The following is a 13,581-nucleotide window of genomic DNA, read 5'->3' as shown; positions in this document are numbered from 1 at the left end:
CAACAGGTTTTTATTGTTACAGCGCTCTAGGCAAACACTTCAGTTTCAGGCATATAATTTGCTTATGTTTGGCGCTCCGGCGCCCTGTAGTGGATGGCGCATGTGCGCCGGCGAATAAGGTGTTAAGCCCCTGCCATGAAACCATCGCTAGTCTTGAGAATGGGCCAGCAGCTGACGATGACACCGCAGCTGCAACAGGCCATCCGCCTGCTCCAATTGTCGACCCTGGACCTGCAACAGGAAATCCAGGAGGCCCTGGAGTCCAATCCGATGCTCGAACGCCAGGAAGAAGGCGACGACTTCGACAACGCCGACCCCTTGGCCGACAAAGCCGAACAGCAACCCAATGCCGATGTTTCGGAACCCTCCTACCAGGAAACCGCCCCGACGGTGGACAACCTCGAGGAAGGTGACTGGAACGAGCGCATTCCCAACGAACTGCCCGTCGACACGGCCTGGGAAGACGTCTACCAGACCAGCGCCAGCAGCCTGCCGAGCAACGATGACGACGAATGGGACTTCACCACTCGCACTTCGGCTGGCGAGAGCCTGCAAAGCCACCTGCTCTGGCAACTGAACCTGGCACCGATGTCCGACACCGATCGCCTGATCGCCGTGACCCTGATCGACTGCATCAACAATCAGGGCTACCTGGATGAAACCCTGGAGGAGATCCTCGAAGCCTTCGATCCGGAACTGGACATCGAACTGGACGAAATCGAAGCCGTCCTGCACCGCATCCAGCAATTCGAACCGGCCGGCATCGGCGCTCGCAACCTGGGCGAATGCCTGCTGCTGCAATTGCGCCAATTGCCCGCCAAGACGCCTTGGCTGGCCGAAGCCAAGCGCCTGGTCTGCGACTACATCGATTTGCTCGGCAGTCGCGACTACAGCCAGCTGATGCGCCGCATGAAGCTCAAGGAAGATGAACTGCGCCAGGTCATCGAACTGGTCCAGAGTCTCAACCCGCGCCCCGGCTCGCAGATCGAATCCAGCGAAGCCGAGTACGTCGTTCCAGACGTGATCGTGCGCAAGGACAACGAACGCTGGCTGGTGGAACTGAACCAGGAGTCGGTTCCAAGGCTGCGGGTCAACGCCCAGTACGCCGGGTTTGTCCGTCGCGCCGACACCAGCGCCGACAACACCTTCATGCGCAATCAGCTGCAAGAGGCCCGCTGGTTCATCAAGAGCCTGCAAAGCCGCAACGAAACCCTGATGAAAGTTGCCACCCAGATCGTCGAGCATCAGCGCGGCTTCCTCGAATACGGCGACGAAGCCATGAAGCCGCTGGTCCTGCATGACATCGCCGAAGCGGTAGGCATGCACGAATCGACGATTTCACGGGTGACCACGCAAAAATTCATGCATACCCCTCGGGGTATTTATGAGTTGAAATACTTTTTCTCCAGTCACGTCAGCACCTCCGAAGGCGGCGAATGCTCGTCCACGGCGATCCGCGCGATCATCAAAAAACTGGTTGCCGCGGAAAATCAGAAAAAGCCGTTGAGTGACAGCAAGATCGCTGGTTTACTGGAGGCACAAGGCATTCAGGTGGCTCGCCGCACCGTCGCCAAGTACCGCGAATCCTTAGGGATCGCGCCTTCGAGCGAACGCAAGCGGTTGATGTAGAGCCACGCCACAGCGTTCCAGTGGTAGATCATCTGATCTACCGCTTTATGCACTGGCAACGAAGGAGAAGCTGTATGCAAGTCAACATCAGTGGACACCAACTGGAAGTGACCGAACCCCTGCGCACCTACATCGGCGAAAAACTCGAACGATTAGAGCGGCATTTCGACAAGATCACCAACGTGCAGGTCACGATGACGGTCGAGAAGCTGAAGCAGAAAATCGAAGCCACCCTGCATATTCCCGGCAGTGAAGTGGTCGCCAACGCGGAGCATACCGATATGTACGCGGCGATCGACTCACTGACCGACAAGCTGGATAAACAACTCAAAAAGCATAAGGAAAAGACCCAGAGCCTCCTCCAGGGTGCAACCGGTCGTTAACACTCCCAACCCATGATCCGACTTGAAAACATCCTGACCCCCGGCCGTTCCCTCGTGAACGTGCCGGGCGGCAGTAAAAAGAAAGCCCTCGAACAAATTGCCAACCTGATCGCCCGGGAAGTGCCGGATCTGGAGATGCAAGATGTCTTCGAGGCTTTGATTGCCCGTGAAAAACTCGGCTCGACCGGTTTTGGCAACGGCATCGCCATCCCCCACTGCCGCCTGAAGGATTGCAAGTCGCCCATCAGCGCCTTGATGCACCTCGACGCCCCTATCGATTTCGACGCCATCGACGGCGCTCCGGTTGACCTGTTGTTCGTACTGCTGGTCCCGCAAGCGGCTACCGATGCGCACCTTGAACTGCTCCGCCAGATCGCCAGCATGCTCGATCGCAAGGAGGTGCGGGAAAAACTGCGTAGTGCTCAGAGCAACGAAGCCTTGTATAAGGTTGTTCTGGAAGAGCAAAACGGTCACTAATCATGCGCTTGATCATCGTCAGTGGCCGTTCCGGCTCAGGTAAAAGTACCGTACTCGATGTTCTCGAGGACAACGGCTACTACTGCATCGACAACCTGCCCGCCGGCTTGCTGCCGGAACTGGCCGAACGCGCACTGATTCATACCGAATTGGCACAGCCGTTGGTCGCCGTGTCCATCGATGCGCGTAACCTGCCGAGCCACCTGTCACGCTTTCCCGAACTGCTCGAAGAAGTCCGTAGTCGGCACATCAAGTGCGATGTGCTGTACCTGGACGCCGACGAAGAAACCTTGCTCAAGCGCTTTTCCGAAACCCGTCGGCGTCACCCGCTGAGCACCCCCAACCGTTCGTTGGCCGAGGCGATCGAGGACGAAAGCAATCTGCTGGGTCCGATCGTCGATCTGGCCGACCTCAAGATCAACACCACGAATCTGAACCTGTACCAGCTGCGCGACACCATCAAGCTGCGCCTGCTGAACCAGCCGGAAGCCGGTACTGCCTTTCTGGTCGAGTCGTTCGGATTCAAGCGCGGCATGCCGGTGGACGCGGACCTGGTGTTCGACGTGCGTTGCCTGCCCAACCCTTACTGGAAGCCGGAGCTGCGTGCGCAGTCGGGGCTCGATCAACCGGTGGCCGAGTACCTCGCCGCTCAACCAGACGTCGAAGAAATGTTCCAGGACATATCGTCGTATCTGCTCAAGTGGCTGCCGCGCTTTGCCGCCAGCAACCGTGCTTATGTCACCATTGCCATTGGCTGCACCGGCGGGCATCACCGCTCCGTCTACCTGACCGAACGTCTGGGCCAGGTTCTGCAACAATCCCTGAAGAACGTCCAGGTCCGCCACCGCGACCTCAGCTAAAGGATTCACACCGCGATGCCTGCTCTGGAAATCGAAATCATCAACAAGCTGGGCCTGCATGCCCGTGCTTCTGCAAAATTCGTCGGGGTCGCCGGCGAGTTCAAGGATTGCACGATCAGAGTAGGACGCACTCCGGAATCCACGGTCGACGGCAAAAGCATCATGGCAATGATGATGCTCGCTGCGGGCAAGGGCACCAAAATCTATATCAGCACCGAAGGCGAAGACGCGCAAAGGGCACTGGATGCGTTGAAGGCCTTGATCGACCGTTATTTCGACGAAGGCGAGTAAACGCCAGTCCAGACCAAAGCCGCTCAGTAACCCGATAAAAAAGGCGCACCACCCAATCAGGTGGCGCGCCTTTTTTGTGACAAGCGAGTTTAGCTGCCCGCCACCGTCATGCGCTCGATCAAAACAGAACCCGTACGAATGTTGCTGCGCAGCTCCAGGTCATTACCCACCGCCACGATCTGCTTGAACATGTCGCGCATATTGCCGGCAATGGTCACTTCCTGGACCGCGAACTGGATTTCGCCGTTCTCGACCCAGAAACCCGCCGCACCACGGGAGTAATCCCCGGTGACCATGTTCAGGCCCTGCCCCATCAGTTCGGTGACCAGCAGGCCACGGCCCATGCGGCGCAGCAAAGCGGCCTGATCTTCATCGCCGTGGGTGACGAACAGGTTGTGCACGCCGCCGGCGTTGGCAGTGCTTGGCATCCCGAGTTTGCGCCCGGAATAGGTGCCAAGGATGTACGACACCAGCTCACCCTTTTCGACGAACGGTTTGGCGTAGGTCGCCAGACCATCGCCATCAAACGCGGAACTGCCCAGGGCGCGCATCAAGTGCGGACGTTCGTCGATGGTCAACCATTCCGGGAACAGCTTCTGACCCAGCGTACCTTCGAGGAACGACGATTTGCGGTACAGGCTGCCGCCGGAAATCGCCGACAGGAAGCTGCCGAACAAACCACCCGCCAGCTCGGCGGAAAACAGCACCGGCACCTCGCAAGTCGGTACCGGACGCGCGCCCAGACGGCTCGCCGCCCGTTGCGCGGCACGTTGGCCAATGCTCACCGGGTCGGCCAGCAAATTGCCCTGACGGTTCACGTCGTACCAGTAATCACGCTGCATCTGGCCATCAGCCTCGGCGATCATCACGCAGCTCAGGCTGTGGCGGGTCGACGCGTAGCCACCGATAAACCCGTGGCTGTTGCCGTACACGCGGCAACCCTGATGAGTGCTGAGGGTGGTGCCGTCGGCATTTTTGATCCGGCTGTCGGTGGCAAACGCAGCGGCTTCGCAGGCCAGCGCTTGTTCGATGGCTTGTTCCGGGGTGATGTCCCATTGGTGGAACAGGTCGAAATCCTGCAGGTCGCGAGCCATCAGCGCGGCATCAGCCAGGCCCGAGGCTTCGTCTTCGGAGGTGTGCTTGGCGATGGCGAGCGCCGCCGCGACGGTTTCGCGAATGGCCTCAGGACCACTGGCCGAGGTACTGGCCGAGCCTTTGCGCTGACCGACGTACAAGGTGATGCCAAAGCCCTGATCGCGGTTGAATTCGACGGTTTCGACCTCACGCTGACGCACCGAGGTGGACAGGCCCTGCTCCAGGGACACGGCAACTTCGCAGGCGCTGGCGCCCTGACGCTTGGCTTCAGCGATGATCTGCTCGACTTGTTCTTGCAGTGCCGGCAACGCTTGTGGGCCGACGCTTTCAACTGCACTCATGCTGTTCTCCACTCAAATTCTGCTTTCGGTAAGGCCTTCGAGCGACCGGGCCGGACAAGTGGCCCCCGACTGGTTATCATGGCGGCGTTTCTTTGCGGACGGCCACCATGGTTGATTCTTACGACGACTCCCTCGATACGGGAGAAAAAAGCAAATCCCAGGTTAAACGCGAGCTTCATGCTCTGGTTGACCTTGGCGAGCGCCTTACAACACTCAAGCCTGACTTGCTGGCAAAACTGCCGTTGACCGACGCTATGCGTCGGGCCCTGGCCGATGCGCCCAAGCACACCGCGAATATCGCGCGTAAACGGCACCTTATGTTCATCGGCAAACTGATGCGCGATCAGGACACTGCCGCCATTCTGACCTTGCTCGATCAACTCGATGCCTCCACCCGGCAGTACAACGAACGTTTCCATGGCCTGGAACGCTGGCGCGATCGCTTGATCGCGGGCGACGATGCAGTCCTGGAGAAGTTCGTGCTCGACTACCCGGAGGCTGATCGTCAGCAATTGCGCTCCCTGATCCGTCAGGCCCAGCACGAACTGGCGACCAACAAGCCACCGGCATCGAGCCGTAAAATCTTCAAGTACATCCGAGAGCTGGACGAGACTCAACGCGGTCTGCGCTAAGTCCCGAATCGGGTGAACCGCATGCGGTTCACCCGAAGCTCCATCCCTGCTTACGATCCTGTGCCACCCACAGTGATCGCATCGATTTTCAGCGTTGGCTGGCCGACACCCACCGGCACCGACTGCCCATCCTTGCCACACGTCCCCACGCCGCTGTCCAGCGCCAGATCGTTACCGACCATCGACACCTTGCTCATGGCTTCCGGACCGTTGCCGATCAACGTCGCGCCTTTGACCGGGGCGGTAATCTTGCCGTCTTCGATCAGGTACGCCTCGCTGGTGGAGAACACGAACTTGCCGCTGGTAATGTCCACCTGGCCACCGCCGAGGTTGGCGCAGTAGATGCCGCGTTTGACCGAAGCGATGATTTCCGCCGGATCGCTTTCGCCCGCCAGCATGTAGGTGTTGGTCATGCGCGGCATCGGCAGGTGCGCGTAGGATTCGCGACGACCGTTACCGGTACGGGCCACGCCCATCAGACGCGCATTGAGCTTGTCCTGCATATAGCCTTTGAGTACGCCGTTTTCGATCAGTGTGGTGCACTGGGTCGGGGTACCTTCGTCGTCGACGCTCAGAGAGCCACGACGGCCTGCCAGCGTGCCGTCATCGACGATGGTGCACAGCTTGGAGGCAACCATCTCGCCCATGCGCCCGCTGTACGCCGAACTGCCCTTGCGGTTGAAGTCGCCTTCCAGACCGTGGCCGACCGCTTCGTGCAGCAGCACGCCGGACCAGCCGGAACCCAATACCACCGGCAACGTACCGGCCGGCGCCGGAATGGCTTCCAGGTTGACCAGTGCCTGACGCAACGCTTCACGGGCGTAGCCCATGGCGCGGTCGTCACTGAGGAAATAACGGTAATCGGTACGTCCGCCACCGCCATGCCCACCGCGCTCGCGGCGACCGTTTTGTTCAACGATCACGCTCACATTGAAACGCACCAGCGGCCGTACATCGGCGGCCAGGCTGCCATCGGTGGAGGCCACGAGGATGCGCTCCCAGACGCCGGCCATGCTCACGGTCACTTGCTGGATGCGTGGATCGAGGGCGCGTGTGGCTGCATCGATGCGCTTGAGCAGTTCGACTTTCTCGGCGCGGGAGATCACTTCCAGCGGGTTGTCCGGTCCGTATAACTGGGCAACGTCCTGGGTGGTGAACGCCTGCACCGTGCCATTTTGCCCGGCGCGGGAGATCGAACGCGCGGCACGGGCCGCGGCACCGAGGGCTTCCAGGGTGATGGCATTGCTGTACGCAAAACCGGTTTTTTCACCCGATTGCGCACGCACGCCGACGCCTTGGTCGAGGTTGAAGCTGCCTTCCTTGACGATCCCGTCTTCCAGCGCCCAGGACTCGGAAATCTGCCCCTGGAAATACAGGTCGGCGGCATCGATGCCCGGGCCGGCCAGATCACCGAGTACGCCTTGCAGGCTCTCGATCGTTACGCCACCGGGCGCCAGGAGGTGTTCACTGACTGAGGACAACAACTCGCTCATATGCTTTACGCCTTAAATTCATCGTTCTGAGGCAGGTCGCTGGGCGCCCTGCGAGAAAAAACGCCGGTGACTGGACACCGGCATCCGCGCCCTGATGGACGCCTGTTCGCTGCTATCGCGTTCGGCCAGCAGCACGGCCTCGCCTTGATCCTGTTGTGCCAGCACCCGGCCCCAGGGGTCGACGATTGCGGCATGTCCCCAGGTTTCTCGCGGCCCCGGATGCGTTCCACCCTGAGCGGCCGCCAGCACATAACATTGAGTCTCGATGGCCCGGGCACGAATCAGCACATCCCAATGCGCCGCGCCGGTCACCGCCGTAAACGCCGACGGCGCGGTAATCAACTCCGCCCCGGCAGCCCGTAATTCGCTGTACAGCTCCGGGAAGCGCAGGTCGTAACACACCGTCAGGCCGACTCGCCCGACCGGCGTATCCGCAACCACCACGCCACCGCCATAAGCATAGTCATCGGACTCACGATAACGCCCGCGATTGTCCGCCACGTCCACGTCAAACAAGTGCAGCTTGTCGTAGCGCGCTACTGTTTCGCCATGATCGTTCACCAACAACGAGCAGGCATGCACCTTCGCCGTCGGTTGATCCACCGGCGGCAACGGCAATGTGCCTGCCACTATCCATAACTTGAGGTCGAGGGCGGTCTGTTTCAACCATGGCAGGATAGGGCCTTCACCCAATGCCTCGGCGCGGCCGATGTCGGCAATGTCGCGCCGGCCCATGGCGGCGAAGTTTTCCGGCAGCACGGCGAGTTGCGCACCACCGGCCGCTGCCTGTTCAAGCAGCCGGCGAGCCTGAGCCAGATTGGCCAGCACATCGCTTTGGCTGACCATTTGAATCACCGCTACCGACATGGCCTTTCCTTACTCGAGAAGTGTCCGCCAACCTGTAGCAGCTGGCGAAGCCTGCGTCCGGCTGCTACAGGATCGGCGTCGCTAATTGGAATATGTTCGGCCATGCTACTCCATCAGGCTGGGACATGGCTTTTGAAAAAGAGCGTCAAAAAGGTTTGTCGTAGGTAATCTGCGGCTCTTTCCACGGGCCCTTGACGGTGTATTTCACGCTGGCAAATCGGGAGACGCGGTCACCGATCAGTTTGTCGATCAGGAACAGCGCACCGCCAACAGCCGGCGCGCCGACAATCAGCGCCGCAATCGGCAAGTTGTTGGTCACCGGCAAGGACACCAGCAACTTGGCGTCGATCTGATCACCCACCAGGTTCAAGGTGCCATCAAGTTCTACGTTGCTGGACGGACCGGTCATCCGGATCGGCTCGCGGGTGACGTAGACGCCATTGGTCCCGACCAGCAATCCCTTGACCCGGTCATAGCTCAGGCCTTTGCCGAACAGGTCGGAAAAGTCCAGGCGCAGCCGGCGGCCGATGGAGTTGAAGTTCAGCAGGCCGAAGACTTTCAGGGCCTGGGCACTGCCCTCGACCTCAACAAACTGGCCTTTGGTCAGCGATGCATCCAGGGTGCCGGAGAAACGCTTGCTGGCCAGCCAGGCCGGTGAACCCGGCCAGCGACCGTCAACATCCATATGAAACTCTTCGCTGGTGACACTCGGCGCAAACCCCCAGCCCTTGAGGACATCGGCGAGATTTTTGCCGCTGATCCGCCCCTTGTACCAACTGCTGGAGCTACCGGGCACACCTTCCCAGCCGCCACTGCCTTGCAACAGAATCCCTTTGAGGCCCATGTCGAGGTTGTTGAGTGCAATACCTTTGGCAGTCGGACGGATTTTCAGCGACCAGCCACCCACCAGATCCTGCCCTAGGAAAAGCTGGTTGATGGTGATGTCCAGTGCCGGAATCTTTGTCGGGTCGACCGTAGCCAGTGGATCGGGCGAGTTTTCGTCGGCCACCACCTTCGGATCCGGCGCGGGCAGCCGCACGTATTGCAGATTGACCGCGATCGGTGCGCCTTTCGCATCGGGAACACCGACGGTGCCCTTGACCTGCTGGCTGTCGAGTTGCAACGCCCAACTGGCAGGCTTTCGGTTCACTTGCACGGACGCCTGATCGAGGGTCGTGCCCAGAGCGCTGAGCTTGCCAATCTTTAAGTCTGCACTGCTGAAGAACTGCTTGGCACTGCCCCCCGGATCCTGACCGGCGTACTTGCCCACCAGATCCTGCCAGGGACCGACATCCAGCTCCGACAGCACACCGCGCACCCGCAGGCCTTTGGCGCCGGGTAATACGGCATCGCCACCACCGAGGAACAGCTCACCACGACCGTCGGCAAAACTGCCGCTAGGGGCTGCAAACGTGAAGTTTGCCAGCTGACCATAGTTGACCCAGTAGCGCCGCTCCGGCCCTTGCAGGGTCATGCGAAACGTCGTGTCACGGCTGTCATCGGCCGTCATGCCGAACGGGGCCGGCAGATCGACCTTCACGCCTTTCAGGCTGGAATTGACCATCAACTGACTGTCAGCACCGTCCAGGTTCAGCTGCAACTGATACGGGATGACCCCGGAAACCGGCAACGGCTGAGTCACGCTCAACCAGTCCGTGAGTTTCTTGACCTCGACCTGACCGGAAGCCGTGACGCGTGTCTTGATGTTGCCCGCGCTGCCATCGGCGAAAATCCGTGCGGTGACAGGCCTGTCAAAAGCCCGCGCGCTAATGTTCTGTCCGCTCAAACCCTTGGTGCTGTCAAAGCGGAAATCACCCTTGAGTTGGGTCAATTCCAGCGAGGGATCGGCCAGCTTCAGGCGCGCCTTGGCGGTCTTGAAATCGACGAGAATCTTCGGTTGCTCGTCTTTGGCCAGCGGGATATCCAGGTTCAACGTGCCTTGCAGATCGCCCTCACCCTCCCACTTGGCGAATGTGTCTGCGGTGCCGATCGGCGCTTCCTGGAGAATTTTCAGGCCATCGCCCAAGCCGCCGGCGAATCCGCCGTCGAGGTACAGATGGACGTTTTTGCCATCGGGGACATGGGGGATATTGACGTAGATATCGCGCACCTGAGTGTCGAGCAACTGGCCCTTGCTGGCCAGAACCCGCACCCCACTGTCTTCCACAAACACATCACCGGTGACCTTGCTCACATGCGGCCAGCCCGGCTGGAACGCCAGTTCGGCATCGTGCACCTTGAAGAACAGGCTGATGCTGCGGGCAGTGTCGGCCGCACCATGGTTCAGCGAGCCCTGATACTGGAAGAAACCTTCGTCTACCGCGCCCTTTAGAATGGCCGTACGCAACCATTCGTCAAGCGCAGGGCTGAGCATGGTCGGCAGGTATTTGGCGGTGTAGCGACCGTCCCCCTCGACCATGCCGACCCGCAGGTCCATGTAGTCTTCCAGGGTGTGATCAAAATGCAGGCGGATCAGGAAGTCACCGGCAATCTTGCCCTCTTCGCCAAGAACCTTGAGGTACGGCGCGATCAGGGTGAAGCCTTCTTTGTCGAGCTTCCAGGTCAGCGTCGCGTTGGCCTGAAGGTATTGCCATGGCTTGGCGAAAATCGGGTCCAGGTGCAGGACAAAGTCCTTGCTGTCCATGCGCAACTCACCCTTGCCGAGGTCACCGCTGATGCTGCCGCTGACATTCCGCGCGGCCGGTGCGCCGTGATAGGCATCAAAACCGACCCGGTCGAGGTTCGCGGCGAAGCTGAACTTGCTGTCGTCGGTGGCATTGGGGCGCACGTCGATCAGCACATTGCGCAGCCCACCGGTCACTTTGAGCTTTTCCACCGCCGTGGCGACACCTTCGGGCAGTGGCCCCAGGGCGTTCAGCAATGGCGTGAGCGGGGTGAGGTCGACGCGGTCGGCTTGCAGGTGCCAGAGCTCCTGGACCTTGTCGGTGGCTGAGGTTTGTGTGAGTTGCAGATGGGATTCCCAGCGCGTCTCGCCAAAATTCATGGCCAGGGAATCCAGCGTCACCACCACGCCTTCAGTGCTGCGTTGGAAATAGCCATTGAGCGCCAGATTGTTGATCTGGATGGGCTTGCGTTCGGCGTAGGCACCTTTGACTTGCGGTGCGTTCAAGCGAATGGCCGCGGATTGCAGTTCGCCCTTGCCCCAATTGATCCAGAGCTCGCCGCCGGCCTTGATCTCGGAAAAATTCCATTGCTGGGTGAGGCGTTCGGGCAGCCATTTCGACCAGTCGCTTTGCGGCAAGCTCACGTAAGCCTCGGCTTCACCGTCCTTCCACTGACTGGCCTGAATGCGGGTGCGCAGGCTCATGGCAACTGGCTGGCCATCGGGCAAGGTCATTCGCGCATCGAGGCGTTGGCGAGAAGCACCGGTTTTCAGATTGAAACCGACGTAGGTCAGGGTCAGTGGCGGCTGGTCCAGGGGCTGCAAGGTCACCTGACTGTCAATCACCGACAACTGCTGGACCATTTGCATGCGATTGAGCAACTGCTCTGGATCGAGTGGCTGATCTTTCTGCACCGGCAAACCTTCCAGCGCCCACTGACCGTCGTCGCCTTCCTTGAGGCTGATCTTCAAACCATTGAGTTCAAGGTGAGCGATGCGCACCTGGCGCGCCAACAGGCTTTCCCAAATGTCTGGCACTGCACGCACCTGATCCAGATGAAGGGCATTGGCGCCTTCGCCGACGGTCACGTCATGGGCCAGCAGAATCGGCGCAAAACCACTCCAGTTACCTTCCAGCTTGCCGATTTGCAGCGGCATGCCCAACGCTTCGGTGGCTTTGGTTTCGACGTCGGCACGGTATTCGGCCACCAGAGGCGTCAGCTCTCGGCCGAGGCTGACGTAAAACGCCATCAACACGAGTACCAACGCGCACAGGCCCAGACCCCAACGGGTCAATGCAACCAAAATGCGTGTCAGACGTTCCATGTCAGGTGGCTCCCATGGCAAAAATGCTGCAAAAAGCTGAGGCCAGCCGTTCTATTAAGGTTGAAACACCGCGATTCAGAGCAGCACCACGTCGTATTGTTCCTGGGAATACATGGTTTCCACCTGGAATCGGATCGTGCGTCCGATAAACCCTTCCAGCTCGGCCACGTTGCCTGACTCTTCGTCGAGCAAACGGTCGACGACTTTCTGGTTCGCCAATACACGATAGCCTTCCGCTTGATAGGCGCGCGCCTCGCGGAGGATTTCGCGGAAAATTTCATAGCAGACCGTTTCCGGCGTCTTCAACTTGCCGCGGCCCTGACAGCTGCTGCACGGTTCGCACAGCACTTGCTCAAGACTTTCGCGGGTGCGCTTGCGGGTCATCTGCACCAGGCCCAACTCGGTGATGCCGATGATGTTGGTCTTGGCGTGGTCGCGTTCCAGTTGCTTCTCGAGCGTGCGCAACACCTGGCGCTGGTGTTCTTCGTCTTCCATGTCGATGAAGTCGATGATGATGATCCCGCCCAGATTGCGCAGGCGCAGCTGACGGGCAATGGCGGTGGCGGCTTCGAGGTTGGTCTTGAAAATGGTTTCTTCAAGGTTGCGATGGCCGACGAACGCCCCGGTGTTGACGTCGATGGTGCTCATGGCTTCCGCCGGATCGACCACCAGGTAACCGCCGGACTTGAGCGGGACTTTGCGCTCCAGGGCTTTCTGGATTTCGTCTTCGACGCCATACAAATCGAAAATAGGCCGCTCACCCGGGTAATGCTCCAGGCGATCGGCGATTTCCGGCATCAGTTCGGCGACGAACTGTGTGGTTTTCTGGAAGGTTTCCCGGGAATCGATGCGGATCTTCTCGATCTTCGGGCTCACCAGGTCACGCAGGGTGCGCAACGCGAGACCGAGGTCTTCATAGATCACACTCGGCGCGGCAATGGTTTTGATTTGTTCGTTGATCTGATCCCAGAGACGGCGCAGGTAGCGGATGTCCATGAGGATCTCATCGGCGCCCGCCCCTTCGGCAGCAGTGCGCAATATAAAACCGCCGGCTTCCTTGATGCCTTCTTTGGCCACGCAATCGGTGACCACTTGCTTGAGGCGCTCGCGTTCGGCCTCGTCTTCGATCTTCAGCGAAATGCCGACGTGAGCGGTACGCGGCATGTACACCAGATAGCGCGACGGAATCGACAGCTGCGTCGTCAGGCGTGCGCCTTTGGAACCGATCGGGTCCTTGGTGACCTGGACCACCAGGCTCTGGCCTTCATGGACCAGGGCGCTGATGCTCTCGACCGCAGGGCCTTCACGCAGGGAGATTTCCGAGGCGTGAATGAATGCTGCGCGGTCCAGGCCGATGTCGACGAACGCCGCCTGCATGCCTGGTAAAACCCGTACGACCTTGCCTTTATAGATGTTGCCGACGATCCCGCGCTTTTGCGTACGCTCGACGTGGACCTCTTGCAGAACACCGTTTTCGACCACCGCCACGCGTGATTCCATCGGCGTGATGTTGATCAGAATCTCTTCACTCATGGCAGGGTCTCGTTCAGGCATGTTCACGATA

11 protein-coding genes are annotated in these 13,581 nt (G+C 59.8%); 6 read left to right on the top strand and 5 right to left on the bottom strand.

All coding sequences use genetic code 11. The features are described from left to right. The first annotated feature begins 135 nt into the window (after positions 1 to 135). From SB725_RS23705 to SB725_RS23685, 5 genes are all read left to right on the top strand, one after another. A complete protein-coding gene (locus SB725_RS23705) occupies positions 136 to 1,629 on the top strand; it encodes an RNA polymerase factor sigma-54 (protein ID WP_027924531.1) in 1,494 nt (497 codons plus the stop codon). Positions 1,630 to 1,703: 74 nt separating this feature from the next. Further along, positions 1,704 to 2,012 (top strand): ribosome hibernation-promoting factor, HPF/YfiA family, encoded by a 309-nt coding sequence (gene hpf / locus SB725_RS23700; protein ID WP_027924530.1) that lies wholly within the window; start codon positions 1,704 to 1,706, stop codon positions 2,010 to 2,012. Between the two features lie 12 nt (positions 2,013 to 2,024). Continuing rightward, a complete protein-coding gene (ptsN, locus tag SB725_RS23695) occupies positions 2,025 to 2,489 on the top strand; it encodes a PTS IIA-like nitrogen regulatory protein PtsN (protein ID WP_027924529.1) in 465 nt (154 codons plus the stop codon). 2 nt (positions 2,490 to 2,491) lie between these two features. Continuing rightward, a complete protein-coding gene (gene rapZ / locus SB725_RS23690; protein ID WP_027924528.1) occupies positions 2,492 to 3,349 on the top strand; it encodes an RNase adapter RapZ in 858 nt (285 codons plus the stop codon). Between the two features lie 15 nt (positions 3,350 to 3,364). After that, entirely contained in the window at positions 3,365 to 3,640 is a 276-nt protein-coding gene (locus SB725_RS23685) for an HPr family phosphocarrier protein (RefSeq protein WP_027924527.1), read from the top strand. Positions 3,641 to 3,729: 89 nt separating this feature from the next. Here SB725_RS23685 and pmbA read toward each other — a convergent pair whose 3' ends face one another. After that, positions 3,730 to 5,076, bottom strand: coding sequence for a metalloprotease PmbA (gene pmbA / locus SB725_RS23680; protein WP_027924526.1), 1,347 nt, complete (start codon positions 5,074 to 5,076; stop codon positions 3,730 to 3,732). A 107-nt stretch (positions 5,077 to 5,183) separates the two neighbouring features. On the opposite strand from pmbA, the gene yjgA reads away from it, so the two are divergent. Next, positions 5,184 to 5,708 carry a ribosome biogenesis factor YjgA gene (yjgA, locus tag SB725_RS23675; RefSeq protein ID WP_027924525.1) on the top strand — a complete coding sequence of 175 codons (525 nt, stop codon included), beginning with the start codon at positions 5,184 to 5,186 and terminating at the stop codon, positions 5,706 to 5,708. Positions 5,709 to 5,758: 50 nt separating this feature from the next. Here the strand turns inward: yjgA and tldD are convergent, their stop codons facing one another. The 4 genes from tldD to rng all read right to left on the bottom strand — a co-directional run bounded on the left by tldD (position 5,759) and on the right by rng (position 13,550). Continuing rightward, positions 5,759 to 7,201 carry a metalloprotease TldD gene (gene tldD / locus SB725_RS23670; RefSeq protein WP_027924524.1) on the bottom strand — a complete coding sequence of 481 codons (1,443 nt, stop codon included), beginning with the start codon at positions 7,199 to 7,201 and terminating at the stop codon, positions 5,759 to 5,761. Positions 7,202 to 7,219: 18 nt separating this feature from the next. Then, complete coding sequence (locus tag SB725_RS23665) at positions 7,220 to 8,068, bottom strand: carbon-nitrogen hydrolase family protein (RefSeq protein ID WP_027924523.1); 849 nt, start codon at positions 8,066 to 8,068, stop codon at positions 7,220 to 7,222. A gap of 145 nt (positions 8,069 to 8,213) precedes the next feature. Continuing rightward, positions 8,214 to 12,017 carry a YhdP family protein gene (locus SB725_RS23660; RefSeq protein WP_410922649.1) on the bottom strand — a complete coding sequence of 1,268 codons (3,804 nt, stop codon included), beginning with the start codon at positions 12,015 to 12,017 and terminating at the stop codon, positions 8,214 to 8,216. Between the two features lie 75 nt (positions 12,018 to 12,092). Next, on the bottom strand, positions 12,093 to 13,550 hold the full coding sequence (gene rng / locus SB725_RS23655; RefSeq protein WP_027924521.1) for a ribonuclease G: 1,458 nt from the start codon (positions 13,548 to 13,550) through the stop codon (positions 12,093 to 12,095). Positions 13,551 to 13,581 lie beyond the last annotated feature (31 nt).

Origin of the sequence: Pseudomonas sp. SIMBA_041, assembly GCF_046535095.1 — a bacterium.
GTDB lineage: Bacteria > Pseudomonadota > Gammaproteobacteria > Pseudomonadales > Pseudomonadaceae > Aquipseudomonas > Aquipseudomonas mucoides.
The sequence above is the reverse complement of the archived record's forward strand: the minus strand, read 5'-3'. Positions and strand labels throughout refer to the sequence as shown.

Excerpts from the sequence above, each read along its gene's own strand:
- rapZ (WP_027924528.1), top strand. The coding sequence starts at position 2,492 with ATGCGCTTGATCATCGTCAGTGGCCGTTCCGGCTCAGGTAAAAGTACC.
- rng (WP_027924521.1), bottom strand. The coding sequence starts at position 13,550 with ATGAGTGAAGAGATTCTGATCAACATCACGCCGATGGAATCACGCGTG.
- ptsN (WP_027924529.1), top strand. The coding sequence starts at position 2,025 with ATGATCCGACTTGAAAACATCCTGACCCCCGGCCGTTCCCTCGTGAAC.
- tldD (WP_027924524.1), bottom strand. The coding sequence starts at position 7,201 with ATGAGCGAGTTGTTGTCCTCAGTCAGTGAACACCTCCTGGCGCCCGGT.
- yjgA (WP_027924525.1), top strand. The coding sequence starts at position 5,184 with ATGGTTGATTCTTACGACGACTCCCTCGATACGGGAGAAAAAAGCAAA.
- SB725_RS23705 (WP_027924531.1), top strand. The coding sequence starts at position 136 with ATGAAACCATCGCTAGTCTTGAGAATGGGCCAGCAGCTGACGATGACA.
- pmbA (WP_027924526.1), bottom strand. The coding sequence starts at position 5,076 with ATGAGTGCAGTTGAAAGCGTCGGCCCACAAGCGTTGCCGGCACTGCAA.
- SB725_RS23685 (WP_027924527.1), top strand. The coding sequence starts at position 3,365 with ATGCCTGCTCTGGAAATCGAAATCATCAACAAGCTGGGCCTGCATGCC.
- SB725_RS23665 (WP_027924523.1), bottom strand. The coding sequence starts at position 8,068 with ATGTCGGTAGCGGTGATTCAAATGGTCAGCCAAAGCGATGTGCTGGCC.
- SB725_RS23660 (WP_410922649.1), bottom strand. The coding sequence starts at position 12,017 with ATGGAACGTCTGACACGCATTTTGGTTGCATTGACCCGTTGGGGTCTG.
- hpf (WP_027924530.1), top strand. The coding sequence starts at position 1,704 with ATGCAAGTCAACATCAGTGGACACCAACTGGAAGTGACCGAACCCCTG.